The 17979-nt window shown below is 68.8% G+C and carries 16 protein-coding genes; 13 read left to right on the top strand and 3 right to left on the bottom strand.

The genetic code is table 11. From position 1 onward, the window contains the following. Positions 1-208: 208 nt before the first annotated feature. From C8E96_RS23390 to C8E96_RS23370, 5 genes are read left to right on the top strand one after another with little or no spacing between them, the layout of a single operon-like run. Positions 209-1618 (top strand): Y4yA family PLP-dependent enzyme, encoded by a 1410-nt coding sequence (locus C8E96_RS23390; protein WP_228769559.1) that lies wholly within the window; start codon positions 209-211, stop codon positions 1616-1618. Then, positions 1615-2934, top strand: a complete 1320-nt coding sequence (locus tag C8E96_RS23385) for a pyridoxal-phosphate dependent enzyme (RefSeq protein WP_091368000.1) — start codon at positions 1615-1617, stop codon at positions 2932-2934. The genes C8E96_RS23390 and C8E96_RS23385 overlap by 4 nt, the downstream gene beginning before the upstream one ends. A 12-nt stretch (positions 2935-2946) precedes the next feature. After that, entirely contained in the window at positions 2947-4155 is a 1209-nt protein-coding gene (locus C8E96_RS23380; protein ID WP_091367996.1) for an aminotransferase class V-fold PLP-dependent enzyme, read from the top strand. A gap of 2 nt (positions 4156-4157) precedes the next feature. Beyond that, positions 4158-5399 (top strand): ATP-grasp domain-containing protein, encoded by a 1242-nt coding sequence (locus C8E96_RS23375; protein ID WP_228769558.1) that lies wholly within the window; start codon positions 4158-4160, stop codon positions 5397-5399. Next, the gene (locus tag C8E96_RS23370) at positions 5396-6592 is read left to right on the top strand and encodes an ATP-grasp domain-containing protein (protein WP_091367993.1); all 1197 of its coding nucleotides are present in this window, start codon (positions 5396-5398) and stop codon (positions 6590-6592) included. The genes C8E96_RS23375 and C8E96_RS23370 overlap by 4 nt, the downstream gene beginning before the upstream one ends. 69 nt (positions 6593-6661) lie before the next feature. Here C8E96_RS23370 and C8E96_RS23365 read toward each other — a convergent pair whose 3' ends face one another. Beyond that, on the bottom strand, positions 6662-7378 hold the full coding sequence (locus tag C8E96_RS23365) for a CTP synthase C-terminal region-related (seleno)protein (protein ID WP_091367990.1): 717 nt from the start codon (positions 7376-7378) through the stop codon (positions 6662-6664). Between the two features lie 74 nt (positions 7379-7452). Here C8E96_RS23365 and C8E96_RS23360 point away from each other — a divergent pair, with 74 nt between their 5' ends. Beyond that, the gene (locus C8E96_RS23360; RefSeq protein WP_228769557.1) at positions 7453-8343 is read left to right on the top strand and encodes a LysR family transcriptional regulator; all 891 of its coding nucleotides are present in this window, start codon (positions 7453-7455) and stop codon (positions 8341-8343) included. On the opposite strand, the gene C8E96_RS23355 is transcribed toward C8E96_RS23360, so the two are convergent. Beyond that, complete coding sequence (locus C8E96_RS23355) at positions 8307-8942, bottom strand: TetR/AcrR family transcriptional regulator (protein ID WP_228769556.1); 636 nt, start codon at positions 8940-8942, stop codon at positions 8307-8309. The two genes, C8E96_RS23360 and C8E96_RS23355, sit on opposite strands and share 37 nt — an antisense overlap. Further along, on the bottom strand, positions 8939-9790 hold the full coding sequence (locus C8E96_RS23350; RefSeq protein ID WP_091367982.1) for an oxygenase MpaB family protein: 852 nt from the start codon (positions 9788-9790) through the stop codon (positions 8939-8941). The genes C8E96_RS23355 and C8E96_RS23350 overlap by 4 nt, the downstream gene beginning before the upstream one ends. A 180-nt stretch (positions 9791-9970) precedes the next feature. Between C8E96_RS23350 and C8E96_RS23345 the strand changes: the two genes are divergently transcribed. The 7 genes from C8E96_RS23345 (at position 9971) to C8E96_RS23315 (ending at position 17894) form a co-directional block, all read left to right on the top strand. Beyond that, positions 9971-11401: a carbohydrate-binding protein gene (locus C8E96_RS23345; protein WP_091367978.1), complete on the top strand. Its 1431-nt coding sequence runs from the start codon at positions 9971-9973 to the stop codon at positions 11399-11401. 3 nt (positions 11402-11404) lie between these two features. Next, entirely contained in the window at positions 11405-12331 is a 927-nt protein-coding gene (locus C8E96_RS23340) for a DUF1996 domain-containing protein (RefSeq protein ID WP_091367974.1), read from the top strand. An 11-nt stretch (positions 12332-12342) separates the two neighbouring features. After that, on the top strand, positions 12343-13626 hold the full coding sequence (locus tag C8E96_RS23335) for an ABC transporter substrate-binding protein (protein ID WP_091367970.1): 1284 nt from the start codon (positions 12343-12345) through the stop codon (positions 13624-13626). Next, complete coding sequence (locus tag C8E96_RS23330) at positions 13623-14570, top strand: carbohydrate ABC transporter permease (RefSeq protein ID WP_091367966.1); 948 nt, start codon at positions 13623-13625, stop codon at positions 14568-14570. The genes C8E96_RS23335 and C8E96_RS23330 overlap by 4 nt, the downstream gene beginning before the upstream one ends. 122 nt (positions 14571-14692) lie before the next feature. Further along, positions 14693-15538 (top strand): carbohydrate ABC transporter permease, encoded by an 846-nt coding sequence (locus C8E96_RS23325; RefSeq protein WP_091370062.1) that lies wholly within the window; start codon positions 14693-14695, stop codon positions 15536-15538. Then, positions 15535-16872 carry a GH1 family beta-glucosidase gene (locus C8E96_RS23320; RefSeq protein WP_091367963.1) on the top strand — a complete coding sequence of 446 codons (1338 nt, stop codon included), beginning with the start codon at positions 15535-15537 and terminating at the stop codon, positions 16870-16872. The genes C8E96_RS23325 and C8E96_RS23320 overlap by 4 nt, the downstream gene beginning before the upstream one ends. After that, a complete protein-coding gene (locus C8E96_RS23315) occupies positions 16869-17894 on the top strand; it encodes a LacI family DNA-binding transcriptional regulator (RefSeq protein WP_091367959.1) in 1026 nt (341 codons plus the stop codon). The genes C8E96_RS23320 and C8E96_RS23315 overlap by 4 nt, the downstream gene beginning before the upstream one ends. Positions 17895-17979: the final 85 nt, after the last annotated feature.

The following is a 17979-nucleotide window of genomic DNA, read 5'->3' as shown; positions in this document are numbered from 1 at the left end:
CGAATGACGGGACATTCGGCGTAATCCGCTCCCCGCCTGGTCGAGTCGTGCTAGATTTCGGATGACTTGGCGAGACGGTTGTTTTCGGGGGGCCGAATAGACCGCCTGCGCGATGCGCGGCAGCCGCCGAGGTCTGATCACGTGGTGTTCGAACAGGGGGCTTTGTTTGTCTACGGACTTGTACTTGCGGGCGCGCTTGGGCGAATCCGTGCGGGAAATCATCGGCGAAACCGAGATGCTGTCCCGCATGGTCGACGCGCTCGGTTCACCACTCAACGTGCTGGTGCCACACCAGATCGTCGACAACTCCGAGAAATACCGGGAGGTATACCGGAAACACCACCTGACCGGGGAGGTGTATTTCGCACACAAGGCGAACCGGTCGACCGCGCTGATCCGGGAGCTCGCGGCGAGCGAGACCGGCGTCGACGTCGCCTCGCTGGAGGAGCTGCGGCACGTGCTCGCCGCGGGCTTCTCCGGTGACCGGATCATGGCGACCGGGCCGAAGAACACGGAGTTCCTGTGGCTGGCCGCGCGCTGTGGCGCGCTGGTCAACGTCGATTCCCGGGAGGAGCTCGTCCAACTCGGCGAGCTGACGGCCCGGCACCCGCTGCCTCGGGTGCGCGTCATGCTGCGGCTGTCGGCGTTCGAGTCCACCGGGGTGACCGTGCTCAGCAGGCCGAGCCGGTTCGGCTCGCACGTGCGGCAGATCGGCGACCTGCTCGACGTCGTGGAGAAGCACCGCGACACCTTCGACCTGGTCGGGGTGGCCTACCACCTCGACACCAACGGGCTGCCGGAGAAGGCGCTCGCGCTGGAGGGCTGCCTGCACGCGATGCGGGAGTGCGTCCAGCGCGGCTTCACTCCGACCGCGGTGGACATCGGTGGCGGCTACGGCGCGAACTACCTAGCCGAGCAGGCCGACTGGGAGCGCTACACCACCGAGCTGAGCAACGCCGTGCTCGGTACCCGCCCTGCGCTGACCTGGCAGAACCACGGCTACGGACTGCGAGCCGAGGCGGGGACGCTGCGCGGCGCCCTGGGGCTGTACCCGAGTCACCGGCCGGTGGCCGGCGAGCGCTACCTCGACGAACTGCTGTCCCGGGAGGCGCCGTCGCTGCGCAGGCCGCTGGCGACGCTGCTGCTGGAGAACCTCTACGACCTGCACGTCGAACCGGGCCGTGCCCTGGTCGACCAGTGCGGCATGACCCTGGCGAAGGTCGAGGAGGTGCGCCGGACATTGTCCGGCGACGTGCTGGTTCGGATCGGCGCGAATTCGCGCGACATCAGCATGGAAGAGCACGCGGTCATGATGGACCCAATCCTGATCAAGGCCGCCGGAACGGCCGGGACTGATCAGCCCACCGGTGTCTATCTGTCCGGCAACCTATGCCTGGAAGACGATTTGATCACCCGCAGGAAAGTATTCCTGCCCCATTCGCCCGCACCAGGCGATCTGCTCGTATTCCCGAACACCGCCGGATACTTCATGGATTTCGCGGCCGACCACGCGCTGATGCAGCCGATCGCCCGCAAGGTCGCGATGTTCCGGGACCAGGGAACGTGGCAATGGTGTCTCGACGAAGAGTACTGGCCGACGAAGGGCAGCCGAGCATGAAATACGACAGCATTACCGAGGTCATCGGTGACACGCCATTGGTGCGCGTGGCGCCCGAGGTACACGGTCTACGCAACATCGACCTCTACGCCAAGATGGAGATGCTGAATCCGTTCGGTTCGGTCAAGGACCGGCCCGCCTGGAATATGGCGCGGGCGGGTCTGGCCGCGGCCGTCGAGCGGGGCGACTCGATCGTGGAGCTCTCCAGCGGCAACACCGCGAAGGCGCTCGCGGTCATCGCCGCCATGAACGGCCTGCCGTTCAAGAGCGTCACGAACCGCATGAAGGTGCCGGAGATCAAGGACCTCTTACTGCTGCTGGGCGCCCAGATCGAGGAACTGCCCGGCCAGACGGAGTGCCTGGACCCCACCGACACCGAGGACCCGCTCACCCGGATGTACCGGATGCTCTCCGAGGAGGGCAGCGGCTACCTGCACACCGACCAGTACTTCAACCCGCTGAACATGGACGCGCACCACGGCGGCACCGGGCCGGAGATCATCAAGGACCTGGACGGGCGCGGCCCGGACCACTTCATCGCCTGCGTCGGCACGGCGGGCTCGTCCTCGGGTGTGGCGGCGGCCTTGCGGGAGAACAACCCCGGGGTGGACATCGTCGGCCTGGTCGCGAACAAGTCCGACTTCATCCCCGGTATCCGCAACATCGATGAGGTCAACGAGGTCGGCCTGTTCGACCCGAACACCTACGACACCATCGAGTCGGTCACCGCGCAGGAGGCCATCGACGGGATGCTCACGCTGAACCGCCGGTGCGGCATGCTCGGCGGACCCACCGGCGGCGCCGCCTACTTCGGCGCCGTCCGCTACCTCAAGACGATCGACGAGTCGCTCACCGAGCGCAAGACCGCGGTCTTCATCGTGTGCGACCGCGTCGAGAGCTACATGAGCTACGTCCGCCAGCGCCGACCCGAGCTGCTCAACCAGCCCGCCCGCGCCAATTCCGTCGCCTCGCTGACCGAGACCGAGGTCGCCGCGGCCAAGACGGTCGACGTCGCGCAGGCGCGGCAGTGGATCGCCGAGTCCCGCCCGCTCATCGTGGACCTGCGTGGGTCGTTCGCCTATGCGGCGCTGCACATCGAGGACTCGGTGAACATCGTCGACGAGCTCTTCGACGAGCTGGTGCACGGCGGCCTCCCGTTCGGCGCGAGCAAGCCGGTGCTGCTGGTGTGCCCGGTCGGTGAGAAGTCCGCGCGGTACGCCGCCCTGCTGACCCGCATGGGCCACAAGGATGTGCGCAGCCTGCGCGGCGGCGTGGTCGCTTGGCGCGACGCGAGCGCGCCCCTGGTGCGGGACTGAGGGGGACGAACCATGTCGACCTTGACTCACAGCTCACCGCTGGACCGCCTGCGCGACTGGCAGCTCGCGGTGCGCGAGGACTTTCCCATCCTGACAGCGAATCCGGGACTGGCCTATCTGGACAGTGCGGCCACCGCGCAGAAGCCGAGGGCCGTGCTCGACGCTGTCACCGAGTTCCTCTCCACGACGAACGCGAACGTCGGGCGGGGGTCCTACCCGTGGGCGAACAGCACCGGGGCCAGGGTCGCCGCCGTCCGGGAGCGGATCAAGCGGGCGTTGGGCGATGACGACCTCGAGTCGTCCGTGGAGTTCGTCAGCGGGACCAGCCACGGGCTGCGGTCGGTGGCGATGGACTGGCTGCCGGGGCTGCTGACCGACGGCGACGAGATCATCGTCCCCTTCGGCGACCACCAGGCGAACCTGACGCCATGGCTCGAGGTTCGGGACGCCCTGGCCAAGCAGGGAGTGCGGATCGCCGTGCGGGCGATGCCGGTGGATCCCCTGTCCGGGGACTACGACCACCGCGCCCTGCCCGCCATCGTCAACGAGCGCACCAAGTTCGTGGCCGCGACCCATGTCCACCACGTGTACGGCGCGAACATGAACGTGCACCGGATCCGTGCCGTCGTCGGGCCGGACGTCCCGATCTGCCTGGACGCGGCGCAGAGCGTGGGCCACGGGCCGGTGTCCGTCGCCGACCTCGACGTCGACTTCGTCGTGTTCTCCGGACACAAGATGCTCGCGCTGACCGGAGTCGGCGCGGTGTGGGCGCGCAACAAGCGTGGTCCGCGGTTCGAACTCGGTGGCTGGGCGGGAACGCCGAACACCGCGGGCATCGTCAGCCTGCAGGCCGCGTTCGACTGGCTCGACACCGTAGGGCCCGCCAACATCCGCGAGTGGACGACGGCCCTCGGGGTCCGCCTCACCGACGGCCTGAGCCGGATGGCCGACGTGTCGGTCCTCGGCTGCCAGCAGAGCCTGACCGCCGAGTCCGAAGTGCAGCGCCGGGAAGGGATCGTGACGTTCCGGCACCGCAAGGTCCGGTCGGACGACCTCGGATTCGTGCTGGCCGACGAAGGGATCATGGTCCGCGCGGACAGCCACTGCCAGGCGGGCCGCGACAACACCGACCGCGCGGTCCGGGTGAGCCTGCACGCCTACAACACACCCGACGAGATCGACCGACTCCTTGCGGTCCTGCGCCGCTGCGAAGGGATCTGAACGTGAGCAAGACCATTGCCATGGTTGACGTCTACGCGCCGACGCTCGCCTTGGCCGAGGCGTTCATCGCCGCGGGCGCGACGGTCGTGCGAGTGCAGAGCACCGTCGACGCGCCGCCGGTCTACGGCAGCCACCCGGACCTGGCCCAGTTCGCCGACAACATCGTCCACGAGGGCGACTTCGACGCGACCAGGGACGCGGTGGCCAAGCACCGGCCGGACATCGTGATCACCGGCGGCGAGACCGGGGTCGAACTCGCCGACCAGCTCAGCGCGGCGCTGGGCCTGGTGACCAACGGGACCCGGCACAGCGAGGCCCGGCGCAACAAGTTCGCCCAGAACGAGACGTTGCGGGCGGCGGGCCTGCGCAGCACGCGGCAACTCCTTGTCAGCGACGAGGAACAGCTGCGCGCGTGGCACTCCTCGTTCGGCGGTCGGGTGGTCGTCAAGCCGATTCGCAGCGCGGGCAATGACGGCGTCACGTTCTGCGACACCCCGGGCGAGTCCGTCGACGCGTTCCGGGCGATCTCGGGCCGCACGAACATCTTCGCCGTGCGCAACGAGGGCGTGGTCGCGCAGGAGTACCTGACCGGCACCGAATTCGCCGTCAACACGGTGAGCTGCGCGGGCAAGCACCGGGTCACCGACATCTGGCGCTACGCGAAGATGACGGTCAACGGCGTGGTGGACCGGCACAGCGGTGTGTTCTCGGCTCCTGTGGACGAGCAGCCAGAGGTTGTCGAGTACGCATTTGCCGTGCTCGCCGCACTCGGTGTCGACTACGGGCCCGCGCACCTCGAGATCATGATGACCCAGGACGGCCCGTGCCTGGTCGAGGCCGGGATCCGGCTGTGCGGCGCGGGTGCCGCCCACTACGCGAAGATCGCGGGCGGCGAGTCGCAGCTGGAGTGGGCGGTCGACGCCTACCTGGAGCCGGAGCGGTTCGTCGCGGAGTACCAGCGGCCGCACCGGGTCGACCAGCACGTGGTGATGGCGTTTCTGACCTCGCCGGTCGAGGGCGTCCTGGAGTCGTACCCGCTGCTGGACCAGGTGCGGCAGCTGCCCAGTTTCCACAAGGTGCACATGGGTGTGCAGCCAGGGCAGCCGTTGGCGAAGACGGTGGACGACTGCACGGAGCCGATGATGATCGGCCTCGCGCACCCGGTCGCCCAGGTCGTCGCCGACGACTTCCGCGCGGTGAACTACCTCGACGGGCACGGCTTCTACCGGGTCGCCCAGCCATGACACAACATGTCGTGGTGCTGCACAGGTGGCGGGACCGGTACGCGGACTACGCCCGCTATCTCGACCACGACCGGTACGACGTCACCTATGTCACCACCGACGTGGGGATCGACGCCGTGCCACCGACCGCCAGGGAGGTCGTCGTCGTGCCCGAGACCGACGACCTCCCCGCGGTGCGGGCCGAGGTCCGCGGCCTCGCTGCCCGCTTCGGCGCTCCCGTGGGCATTGTGGCGCTGAAAGAGGACGATCTGCTTGTCGCCGCACAGTTGCGCGCCGAGTGGGGATGCCCCGGTCCGACGGTCGCCGAGACGAACCTGTTCCGCGACAAGCTCGTCATGTCCCAGGCGGTGGCGGAGGCGGGCGTCGAGGTGCCCGCCTTCGCCGCGGTCTCCGAACCCGCCGACGTGCACGCTTTCGCCGCGTCGCACGGCTGGCCGGTGGTGCTCAAACCGCGTGCGAGCAGTTCGAGCGAGGGCGTGGTCGTGGTGGCCGAGCCCGCGGACCTGCCCGCGGAGGTGGGCGGGATGTTGGTGCAGGCGTTCAGTTCGGGCGACGTGCACCATGTGGACGGTGTGTTCGACGGACGCGAGATCACCGCTGTGCGGGTGTCACGCTATCTGCGGACGTGTCTCGAGTTTCGCACCGGCACGCCCCTCGGGTCGGTGGAGGTCGAGGACCACTGCGGCATAGGCAAGTTCGCCCAACGTGTGCTGGGCGCGCTCACCACCAAGCCGGTGGTCTTCCACTTGGAGGTGTTCGTCGATGGCGACGAACTCCGATTCCTGGAAGTCGGGGCGCGGGCGGGTGGTGCGGAGATTCCCTTCCTGTGGCGGGAAGTCCACGGCTACGACTTGAACGAGGCCGCCTTCCGTATCGCGCTTGGCGAGTCGCCTGCGGCTGGGCCGCCGCTCGGCGAGGAAGTGGGCGGGTGGCTGATCGTGCCCGCGCCCGCTGAGCGGCCCTGTCGGATCCACCTGGCCACACCGATGCTCGGCACGGTCCCCGGCCTGTACGCCGAGGTAGTTCTGCGGGAGGGCGAGATCCTTCCCGCTGCGGACGCCTACTACGAGCACGTGGGTGGTCGGTTCCGGTTCCGCGGCCGGGATAGCGAAGAGGTGGGTGCGGCGATCACCGCGGTCGCCCGGGACTTCCGGATCCGCGGTGCGACTCTTGCCCCGGACATGGCTTCGTAGCCAACCACACGCACCCGAGAGTGGACCGCCGGTTCCGACACACCCCCAGTGCGCCGGAACCGGCGGTGGTCAACGCCCGCCCAGGCGGTCCACGGCGGCCGTCGCGAACGCTCGGACCACCGGGTGGGCGCGCGGACCGTCGGCGAGTTCGGGCTGGAAGAGCGTGGCGAGGAAGAACGGGTGGCCGGGCAGTTCGGCGATGCGGACGTCGCCGGTCTCGTCCGCTCCGCTGAACCGCAGACCCGCGGCCCGCAGGGTGTCGACATATGCGGGATCGAGTCCGTAGGAACAGAAGTAGCGCTCGATCGTGCGCCGCGCGCCGAGAGCGCGCTCCGCCAGCGAGCCGCGTTCCACCTGGACCACGCTGTCGTGTCCGACCAGCGAGCAGGCGAGCGGCACGATGACCGCCTGTTCGGCCTCCGGGTGTTCCTCGGCGTGTTCCGCGTCGACCAAGCCGCAGACCGTGCGGGCGAACTCGAGCATCGCGAGCTGGAATCCCCCGCACGTGCCGAGAAACGGGATCCCACCCTCGCGAGCCGCCCGGACCGCGGCGATCGCCCCCGCCTCATCCTGGTACGGGCTTCCGGGAACGAGCCAGATCGCGTCGAAGCCATCGAGGGCACCCGCGTGCGCCGCGTCCTCCGTAGGGATCCAGTAGGCGTCGACGACCAGCCCATCATGCTCGGCCAACGCGCCGATCAGGCCGGGAAGGCGCACGTGCGCCCGCACCGCGGGCGACCGGTCGCCCACCAGGGCGAGGCGGGTCGTTGTCGAGGTTGCTGCCATGCGTCGATCGTGGCGGACGGCAGGCTTCAGCACCAACGATGATTAATGGTCCGTCCATAAGCAATACTGATCTCGTGGACCCCCATCTTCTCCGCACCTTCGTCACGGTCGCCCGGCTGGGCTCGTTTTCCGCGGCGGCGCACGAGCTCGGCTACACACAGTCCGCGGTGTCGCAGCAGATCTCCGTGCTCGAAGGCGATCTCGGCGCCAAGCTCTTCACCCGGCGACCGGTCGCCCCAACGACGGTCGGCCTACGACTGCTCGACCACGCCGAACCGCTGCTCCTGCGGCTGGAGGCCGCCCGGGCGGACCTCGCCCGACTCTCCTCCGTGGCCGCGGATGAGGTCACCGTCGCGATGTCACCGCTGGCGGCGCCGCCGAGCCTCGCCGCCGCCGCTCACGCCCTCCGCGGGCTGACCGTGCGGGTCGTCGGCCGGGAGGAGGCGATCGCCTCGGTCGCCAGGGGAACCGCGGACGTCGCGTTGGTCGACGGAATGGCCGCACCCAGCGATCCACTGCACCTCACCGACATCAGCCCCCTGACCACCCGGGCGGTGGTCGAGCAGCCGCTGGCGGTCGCGCTGCCCACGGACCACCCCCTCGCCGGGCGCAGTGCGCTGCGGCTGACCGACCTCGCCGACGCGAGGTGGATCGACGCGCCCGACGCGGCCATCCCGCTCGCCCGGTTGCGGGTCTCCGCCACCACCGACGGTTTCCGTGCGTGCCTGCGCTACGAGGGTTGTGACGTGACCGGTTTGCTCGCCTTGGTCGCCGCCGGCCTCGGGCTCGCGGTGCTTCCCGCGAGCGCGATCACCACGGCCGCGGTCCCGATCTCCGTGCCCCGAGCGGTCCACCGGATCGAACTGGTGCACAACGGCACCCTGACCGGTCAGGTCGCGCGGTTCGCCACGGCCGTCAGCGCCACCGCTCAGGCGTCGAACTCCCGCATGAGGACCGCGAGGTAGCTGGTCGCGAACCGCCGGATGTCGTCGTCGGTGTCGAACGGGATGCAGGTTTGCGGGGTCAGGGTGAACGAGATCGCGAGCCGCACGAAGATCTCCGCGACTCCCGCCGGGTCGCGGTTCTCCACCGGCTGCAGCTTCCCCGCCACCTGTTCTCCCTGCCACACAAGGAAATCCCGGGACGCCGCGACGACCGCGTACCCGTGGGTGGTGAGGTACGGCAGCAGCGCCTCCGGGTCGGTGGCCAGCAGCCGGTTCATCAGCGGCTCGGTGCGGGCGTGGCGCACGCCGACGACGAAACCCTCGACGAGCCGTTCGGCCACGGTCGGCAGGGCCGCGACCGCCTCCGCGATCTCGGTGTAGAACCGCCGGCTCTCCCGCACGAGCACCGCTTGGACGAGCGCGTCTTTCGTCTCGAACCGCCGGTACACCGTCGCCCGCGACACCCCGGCCCGCTTCGCGACGACCTCGACGTTGGTGCGGCGCAGGCCGAAGTCGAGCATCTCGGCCAGGGCGGCGTCGAGGATCGTCTCGCCCACCGCGTCGGTGTCGGTCGCGGCGGTGACGAGGTCGAGCAGGCTGGCGGAATCCGGCGAGGTCACACCGTGAGCCTACTGGCGGTCACCGGGCCCGACCCGGTCCGCCGATACCCCTCCCGCGCCCGCACCGTGTGCCGCAGCGGCGAGGGCAGGACCGGCCAGCCGGAGCTGATCACCCGGCGCACGCGGTCGAACCTGCGTTGGTCGGCCTCGCTCCAGGGCTCGCCGATGTGGTCGCGGACGGAGACGGGCAGGGTGCCCACCGCCAGCCACCACAGCAGCTTCCCGCTGGGCTTGCGCACGGCCCGGTAGATCGGCGCGGGCACCAGCGGGAACTCCTTCGGCGGGTTCTTGCTGAAGTCGATCAGCGCCTGGGCCGCCGGAGTGATCTCCAGCCGTTCCCGGCACATCCGGTCGAAGTACTCCTGGAACGACGGCCAGTCCGGCGGCATGACCCGGTCGCTGACGCCGTACGCCCGGTAGATGTCGCACCCCTCGGCGTAGAGCCGGTCCTTGTCCGCCTCGCTCAGCGGCTTGCCGAACATGTCGATCGACTGGAACAGCGCGTCGAAGATCGTCGCGTGCGCCCAGAAGTACACCTCGGGATCGAGCGCGTGATAGCGCCTGCCCTGCTGATCGATCCCCTTGATCTCGGTGTGGTAGTCCCGGATCTTGCGTGCCGTGGCACCGCCTTCGGGCCAGTCGAACGTGGTGCCCTGGATCTGCGGCACCGAACGCAGCACGCGCTGCCAGGGTTCGCTGAAGAAGTCCGAGTGCTGCTCGACCCCGGCCCCGAGTCCCGGGTGCATCAGCTGCAGCAAACCGGCCCTGACCAGCAGCAAGTAGCCGCGCCGGTCACCCCCGTAGCGCCAATGCAGCGAGCCCGGTCCCGGCAGTTCGGTGGCATCCATGTGGCGATGATACAAATTTGTCGCTTTGTTTCACAAGGGGCAGGCGCGCTCCCGATCACTTTTTACCGATGCGTATCGAGCCGTTGACAATCGGTCGTGAGAGCGCTTTCATCAGCTCGGCAAGATTTGTTGTGCACCGCAACATGGGTTTCCCTGCCCGTGACTTGGAGGTCACCGCCCATGCCCGTCTTCTCCCTCTCCCCACCCCGCCGCGGCCGCTTCGCGCTCGGCGCCGCCGTCGCGGCCCTGGCCGTCGTAGTCCCCCTGACCGTCTCCGCTCAAGCCGCCGTCCCCCCGACCCCTGCCGGGTGGACGCTGCAGTGGAGCGACGACTTCAACGGCGCCGCCGGACAACTGCCGTCCTCGGCGAACTGGATCTTCGATCTCGGTCACGGCTACCCGGGCGGCCCAGGCAACTGGGGCACCGGCGAGATCGCAGCGCACACCAACAACCCCAACAACGTCAGCCTCGACGGCGCCGGGAACCTGCGGATCACGCCCCGGCGGGACGCCGCCGGGAACTGGACGTCGGCCCGGCTGGAGACCCACCGCGGCGACTTCAAGGCCCCGGCGGGCGGCATCCTGCGCATCGAGGGCCGGGTCCAGATGCCCAACGTCACCGGTCAGGCCGCCCTCGGGTACTGGCCCGCGTTCTGGGCGCTGGGGTCGCCGTATCGCGGGAACTACTGGAACTGGCCCGGTATCGGCGAGTTCGACATCATGGAGAACGTCAACGGGATCAACTCCGTGTGGGGCGTGCTCCACTGTGGAGTCAACCCGGGCGGCCCGTGCAACGAGACGAACGGCCTCGGCGCGAGCCGGGTGTGTCCTGGCGCGTCCTGCCAGTCGGCGTTCCACACCTACCGTTTCGAGTGGGACCAGAGCGTCTCGCCGAACCAGCTGCGCTGGTACGTCGACGGGCAGCAGTTCCATTCGGTGAGCCAGAACCAGATGCCCGCCGACGCGTGGCGGAACATGACCACGCACGCGGGCTACTTCATCCTGCTCAACGTCGCGATCGGCGGCGCCTTCCCGGACGGCGTCGCGGGACACGCCACCCCGACCGGGGCGACGGTTCCCGGACACCCGATGGTCGTCGACTACGTCGCCGTGTGGACCAGCGGCGGCGCGCCGCCCACGACCACCACTCCCCCGCCGACCACCACTCCGCCGACCACGACTCCACCGCCCGGCGGGGGCAACGCCTACGGCACGATCCAGGCGGAGGCGTTCCAGCAGCAGTCCGGCATGAGCGTCTACACCGCGCAGGACACCGGCGGCGGCGGTCACCTCGGCGCGATCGGCAACGGCGACTGGGCCCTGTACCGGGGCATCGACTTCGGCTCCGGCTCACCGGCGACACAGTTCGTGGCGCGGGCCGCGTCCGGTGCCGCGGGTGGGGTGAGCGGGCTGGTGGAAGTCCGGTTGGACAGCCGGACCAACCCGCCCATCGGCAGCTTCGCCATCGCCAACACCGGCGGCTGGCAGAGCTGGCGGACGATACCGGCCAACATCAGCGGTGTCACCGGCGTCCACGACGTGTACGTGACGTTCGCCAGCGGCCAGCCCGCTGACTTCGTCAACCTGAACTGGTTCACCTTCGGGAAGTGAGCCATGGCCACCCGACTGCTCAAGGTCACCGTCGGCCTCGCGCTCGCCGCATGCCTTACCACCGCGGTGATCGGCAACGCCGAGACGATTGACCACAGTGGACACGGCGGCGCTCCGAACGCCGACCAAGCGGCCGCGATGGTCGCCCAGCAGGCCGCTCCGGTGCGCGGCTCGGAGTTCCGCGCCGAGTGCCGCAGCAGCCACCGGGCCGGGAACGACCCGATCGTCTTCCCCGGCCGGACCGGTGTCTCCCATATCCACGAGTTCTTCGGGAACACCACGACCGACGCCCATTCGACGCTGCAATCGCTCCGGCTGGGCGGTACGAACTGCGACCCGGTGTCGGACAAGTCCGCCTACTGGGTGCCGACCCTCTACCAGAACGGGACACCGATCGCGCCGGAGCGCGTGACGATCTACTACCAGGGCATCACCGACCACACCCGCGCGGTCGCCCACCCGCAGGGGCTGCGCTACGTGATCGGCAACGCACTGGCGACCAGTCCGGATCAGAACCCCGCCGCGCGCTGGTCGTGCGTCGGGTACCCGGAGTCCAGCCGGGACTTCCGGTCCTGCCCTGCCGGGTCGAAGTTGGAGAACTACCTCGACTTCCCGACCTGCTGGGACGGGTCCCGGCTGGACTCCCCCAACCACCGTGACCACATGGCGTTCGCGGTAGCGGGAGTCTGCCCGGGCAGCCACCCCGTGGTGGTGCCCAGGCTGGAGTTCCTGATCACCTACCCGGTCAGCGGCGGCGGGCTTTCCCTTGCGGGGACGCGGAACGGCGTCAACGTCACCACCGCGCCGGGCTACACCTTCCACGGCGACTTCCTCAACGCCTGGGATCCCGGCGAGCTGCAGCGCCGGGTCGACAACTGCATCAAGGCCGGCTATGTGTGCGGCACCGACGGAATCCCCATCCAGCAGTAACAGGAGACACCATGCACAACGCACGGCGGCCGAGCCTGGCCGTTGTCGCGACGCTCGCCGTGGGCGCTCTGGCGCTCACGGCGTGCGGCGACAGTGGCGAGCCCGCCCAGTCCGGTCCCGTCACCCTCACGGTCAACGTCTTCGGTGACAACTTCTCCTTACCGAACGACAGGTCCATCTACGACGAGTACGAGCGGACCCATCCCGGCGTCACGATCGTGGAGAACCGCGGCGACTTCGGCACCCACCACCAGAACATCCAGGCCCGCCTCACCGCGGGCAGCGGCGCCGCCGACATCGAGGTCATCGAGGTCGGGCAGGTCGCCGGGTACATCGGCCAGCCGGACAAGTTCGTCAACTTCCGCGACCACGGCGTCGACAGTTCACAGTGGACGGACGCGGTCATCGCCCGGGCGTCCACAGCGGACGGCAAGGCGTTGATCGGGCTGCCGACCGACATCGGCGGCCTTGCCATGTGCTACCGGACCGACCTGTTCGCCGCGGCGGGCCTGCCGACCGACCGTGCGGCCGTGTCGGCGCTGTGGCCGACGTGGGAGGACTACATCGCCACCGGGACCCGCTTCGGCTCGAAGGCGCCGCAAGGCGTGAAGTGGTTCGACGCGGGCGGGCATGTCTTCACCGGCATCCTGGGCAACGAGAAGGAAACCTTCTACGACGCCGAAGGCAAGCTCATCGCCGAGAACAATCCCGCCGTGCGCAAGGCTTGGGACCTGACGGTCAAGGCGATCCAGGCGGGCCAGTCCGCGGCGCTGCCGGAGTTCTCCCCCGAGTGGAACACCGGGTTCCAGCGTGGCCAGTTCGCCACGATCACCTGCCCCGCCTGGATGATGGGCTACATCCAGGGCAACGCCGCGGAGACCAGCGGCAAGTGGGACATCGCGAAGATTCCTGGCGGCTCCGGCAACTGGGGCGGCTCCTACGTCACGGTTCCCAGCCAGGGCAAGAACACCAAGGCCGCCGTCGAGCTGGCGAAGTGGCTGACCGCGCCCGAACAGGCCGTCAAGCTGTTCAAGGCGATCGGCAACTTCCCGAGTCAGCAGAGCACCTGGAAGGACAAGGAGGTCGCGGGGTTCACCTCGCCGTTCTTCAGCAACGCACCCGCCGGGACCATTTTCCCGGAGTCGCTGGAGAAGGCGCCCGCGCAGGTGACGGGCCCGGAGAGCGGCGTCATCGGCAACATCTTCGCCGCCGCCCTGAACAGCGTCGAACAGGGCACCGACCCGAACGAGGCCTGGCGCAAGACGCTGGGCGACATCAAGGCCGCCGCGGGATGACACGGGGGGTCCAGCGGAGTCGGGACCGCCTGCCGTGGCGGTCCCGACTCCACCGGCTCGACCTGACGGTCTCGCCGTACCTGTACATATCGCCGTTCTTCCTGCTGTTCGCCGTGTTCGGCCTGTTCCCCCTGGCCTACACGGCGATCATCTCGACCACGGCGTGGAGCCCGCGCAAGCCCGGCAGCGCGGACGTGTCGGTGGGCCTGGACAACTACCGAACCCTGCTCACCGACGAGAACTTCCACAACGCGCTGATCAACACCTTGGGCATCGGGCTGGTGTCGACGGTTCCACAGCTGCTGCTGGCACTGGGCATCGCGCACCTGCTGAACTACCGCCTGCGGGGGCGGCTGGTGCTGCGGATGGGAGTCCTGGTCCCGTACGTGACGTCGGTCGCGGCCGTGGCGCTGATCTTCAACCAGATGTTCGCCCGCGACTTCGGCCTGTTGAACTGGCTGCTACAGCCCTTTGTGGACAGTCCGGTCGACTGGCGGGCGGACAGCTGGTCGTCGTGGATCGCGGTGTCGGTGATGGTCATGTGGCACTGGACGGGCTACAACGCCCTGATCTATCTGGCGGCGATGCAGACAATCCCGTACGACCTGTACGAGTCGGCGTCGATCGACGGGGCGAGCAAGTGGCAGCAGTTCTGGCACATCACGGTTCCGAGCCTGCGGCCGACGATCATCTTCACCGTCATCGTCTCGACCATCGGAGCGCTGCAACTGTTCGCCGAACCGTTCCTGTTCGACACCACCCGCAACAACAACGGCGGCTCGGAACGGCAGTTCCAGACGATTGTCTTGTATCTGTACCAACAGTTCTGGACCAACGGGCGGTACGGCTATGGAGCGGCGATCGCGTGGACCCTGTTCCTGATCACCGTGATCATCGCCGCCATCAACTTCGTCCTGACCCGCCGCATCCGGTCGAGCGACTAGGGAGGCATGAAGTGAGGGTTCTCGGCAAGGTCTCCCCCCGCCCGAAACGGTGGGCAGTCCAACCTCTTCCCCCAGACTCGACGCCCCCGCCCTTTCCCGGGGGGACGGCCCTTGGCCAGTCTATCGGGAGGGGGCGACGGAAACGGGCGAAAGACGGCGGCCTGTGGATAACCTACGGGCTGTTGATAACCATCGTGCTGGTGTCGGCGTTCCCGCTGTACTGGTCGGTGGTCGTGTCCTCGCGCGACAAGTCGTCGGTGGGGCGCTATCCGCCGCCGCTGGTGCCCGGCGGCAACCTGTGGGACAACCTGTCCACCGCGTTCGTGCAGGGGAAATTCGGCCTGGCGCTGCTCAACTCGACGCTGGTGGCCGGGTCCATCACGCTGTCGGTGGTCCTCACCTCCACCCTCGCCGGGTTCGCCTTCGCCAAGCTGCGCTTCCGGGGCCGCAACGCGCTCTTCACCATGGTGGTGGCGACGATGCTGGTGCCCACCCAGTTGGCGATCATCCCGCTCTACATCATGGTCACCCAGTGGTTCGGCTGGTCCAACGACCTGCGCGGAGTGATCGTCCCCGCCCTGGTGAGCGCGTTCGGGGTGTTCTTCATGCGCCAGTACCTCACCTCCGCCATGCCCGACGAGCTGATCGAGGCCGGTCGGGTCGACGGCGCCTCCACGTTGCGCATCTACTGGAGCCTGGTGTTGCCGATCGCCCGGCCGGGAGCGGCGGTGCTGGGCCTGCTCATCTTCATCACCTACTGGAACGACCTGTTCTGGCCGCTCATCCTGCTCAACACGCAGAACCCGACCGTGCAGGTCGCCATCGCCAACACGGCGAGCGGCATCGAGGTGGACTACTCGCTGGTGCTGGCCGGGACGGTGATCGCGACGTTCCCGATTCTCATCGTGTTTCTCATCCTCGGCAGGCAGATAATCGGAGGAATCATGCAGGGCGCGGTGAAGGGATGAAGTTCCCGGAAGGCTTCATGTGGGGTGCGGCGACGGCGTCGTACCAGATCGAGGGCGCGGTCGACGAGGGCGGACGCGGCCGGTCCATCTGGGACACCTTCGCGCACACCCCGGGGAAGGTCGCGGGCGGCGACACGGGCGACGTCGCGGCCGACCACTACCACCGGTACCGCTCCGACGTCGCGCTGATGCGGGACCTGGGGCTCGACGCCTACCGGTTCTCCGTGGCGTGGCCGCGGGTGCAGCCGACCGGGCGCGGACCCGCCAACGTCGCCGGGCTGGACTTCTACGACCGGCTCGTCGACGAGCTGGCTAGCCATGACATCACCCCCATGCTCACGCTGTATCACTGGGACCTGCCGCAGGAGCTGGAAGACGCGGGCGGCTGGGCCGCGCGCGACACCGCCGCGCGGTTCGCCGAGTACGCCGATCTGGTGGCGCTGCGGCTCGGCGACCGGGTGCCGCTGTGGACCACGCTCAACGAACCGTGGTGCTCGGCGTTCCTCGGCTACTCCTCCGGCGACCACGCGCCCGGGCGCACCGACCCCGGCGTCTCCCTGGCCGCCGCGCACCACCTGCTGCTCGCCCACGGGTTGGGCACCCAGGCTCTCCGCGCCGCCCTGCCCGCCACGGCGCGGACGTCCATCGTGCTGAACCTGGCGGCGGTGACACCCGCGTCCCCCGCCGACAGTGACGCGGCGCGGCGTATCGATGGGCTGGCCAACCGGATCTTCCTGGACCCGCTCTTCGGCCGCGGCTACCCCGCCGACGTCCGTGCCGACACCGCTCGGCTCACCGACTGGGCGTTTGTCCACGACGGTGACGAGGCGGTGATCGCCACCCCGATGGACCTGTTGGGCGTCAACTACTACAGCCCCACCGTCGTCGAACTCGGCGCTGAGGGGCCCGACGGGCCGTGGCCCGGGTGCGGCGATATCAGGCCAGTCGTCAGCGGCCCGCTGACGGCCATGGACTGGCCGATCGACGCGGACGGCCTCACCTCGATCCTCACTCGACTGCGCGACGAGTACCCGGCGATCCCGATCATGATCACCGAGAACGGCGCCGCCTTCGACGACGAGGTGCACGACACCGACCGCGTCAACTACCTGCACGACCACCTCGCCGCGGTGCACGCGGCGCTCCAGGCGGGCGTGGACGTGCGGGGATACTTCGTGTGGTCGCTGCTGGACAACTTCGAGTGGGCCTACGGCTACGCGAAACGGTTCGGCATCGTCCACGTCGACTACGCCACGCAGCGCCGGGTCTGGAGGGACAGCGCATACTGGTATCGCGAAGTGATCAAAAACCATGGGACCAACGGGACGGTATGAGCGCGGACGGGACGGCAACACGGCGGCAGCCGACCCTCGACACGGTCGCCGCCGAAGCGGGCGTCTCACGCGCCACCGTGTCCAGGGTGATCAACGGCTCGCCCAAGGTGTCCCCGGAGGTCAAGGCCACGGTCGACGCCGCCATTGTCCGCCTCGGCTACGTCCCCAACCGCGCCGCCCGCAGCCTGGCGACCCGCCGCACCGACTCGATAGCCCTGGTCATGCGCGAACCGGACGCCAAGGTGCTCGCCGACCCGTACCTCGGCAACATGATCATCGCGACCAGCCAGACCCTGATGGGCACCGGCGTCCAACTGGTCCTGATGAACGCCCAGAACGACGCCGAACACGCCCGCCTCGCCGACTACGTGCGCGGCGGGCACGTCGACGGTGTCCTGCTGGTGTCCATGCACGGCGATGACCCACTGCCGGAACTCCTGCTCAGCGCGGGAATCCCGACCGTCGTCGGCGGTCGCCCCCAGCACCCGCTGCCAGGCCTGACCTATGTCGACGTCGACAACCTCGGCGGCGCGGTATTGGCCACGGAACACCTGATAGCGGCAGGCCGAACCCGCATCGCGACCGTCACCGGCCCCCAGGACATGACCGCGGGCGTCGACCGCTTGACCGGCTTCCAGGACACCCTCCGCGCGGCGGGCTTGAAACCCCACCACATCGCCCGCGGCGCCTTCACCCGAGAATCCGGCGAACAGGCCATGACCGAAATCCTGAGCCGAACCCCGGACACCGACGCCGTCTTCGTCGCCAGCGACCTGATGGCCATCGGCGCCCTACGAGCCCTACGGACCGCCGGGCGACGGGTGCCTGAGGACGTCGCGGTGGTCGGCTACGACGACATCGAGATGGCCCAACACACCGAACCACCGCTGACGACCATCCACCAGCCGGTAGTCGACCAGGCCCGGATCATGGCCGAACTACTCCTGACCCAAATCGGCGGCGACCCACCAAGTTCCCCGGTGGTCCTGCCGACCCGGTTGGTGGAGCGGGAATCGGCCTGAGACCAGGCTGGATACACCGAGGCGAACAGCCCCTTATACACGCTCTTCGCCCATGTCCAAAAGGCGGTCACCTGCAGGGACAGCT

The organism is Actinokineospora alba, from assembly GCF_004362515.1.
GTDB lineage: Bacteria > Actinomycetota > Actinomycetes > Mycobacteriales > Pseudonocardiaceae > Actinokineospora > Actinokineospora alba.
The sequence above is the reverse complement of the archived record's forward strand: the minus strand, read 5'-3'. Positions and strand labels throughout refer to the sequence as shown.

What these genes read in the sequence shown, in the direction of transcription:
- C8E96_RS23385 (WP_091368000.1), top strand. Translation starts at nt 1,615, where the DNA reads ATGAAATACGACAGCATTACCGAGGTCATCGGTGACACGCCATTGGTG.
- C8E96_RS23380 (WP_091367996.1), top strand. Translation starts at nt 2,947, where the DNA reads ATGTCGACCTTGACTCACAGCTCACCGCTGGACCGCCTGCGCGACTGG.
- C8E96_RS23370 (WP_091367993.1), top strand. Translation starts at nt 5,396, where the DNA reads ATGACACAACATGTCGTGGTGCTGCACAGGTGGCGGGACCGGTACGCG.
- C8E96_RS23365 (WP_091367990.1), bottom strand. Translation starts at nt 7,378, where the DNA reads ATGGCAGCAACCTCGACAACGACCCGCCTCGCCCTGGTGGGCGACCGG.
- C8E96_RS23350 (WP_091367982.1), bottom strand. Translation starts at nt 9,790, where the DNA reads ATGGATGCCACCGAACTGCCGGGACCGGGCTCGCTGCATTGGCGCTAC.
- C8E96_RS23345 (WP_091367978.1), top strand. Translation starts at nt 9,971, where the DNA reads ATGCCCGTCTTCTCCCTCTCCCCACCCCGCCGCGGCCGCTTCGCGCTC.
- C8E96_RS23340 (WP_091367974.1), top strand. Translation starts at nt 11,405, where the DNA reads ATGGCCACCCGACTGCTCAAGGTCACCGTCGGCCTCGCGCTCGCCGCA.
- C8E96_RS23335 (WP_091367970.1), top strand. Translation starts at nt 12,343, where the DNA reads ATGCACAACGCACGGCGGCCGAGCCTGGCCGTTGTCGCGACGCTCGCC.
- C8E96_RS23330 (WP_091367966.1), top strand. Translation starts at nt 13,623, where the DNA reads ATGACACGGGGGGTCCAGCGGAGTCGGGACCGCCTGCCGTGGCGGTCC.
- C8E96_RS23320 (WP_091367963.1), top strand. Translation starts at nt 15,535, where the DNA reads ATGAAGTTCCCGGAAGGCTTCATGTGGGGTGCGGCGACGGCGTCGTAC.
- C8E96_RS23315 (WP_091367959.1), top strand. Translation starts at nt 16,869, where the DNA reads ATGAGCGCGGACGGGACGGCAACACGGCGGCAGCCGACCCTCGACACG.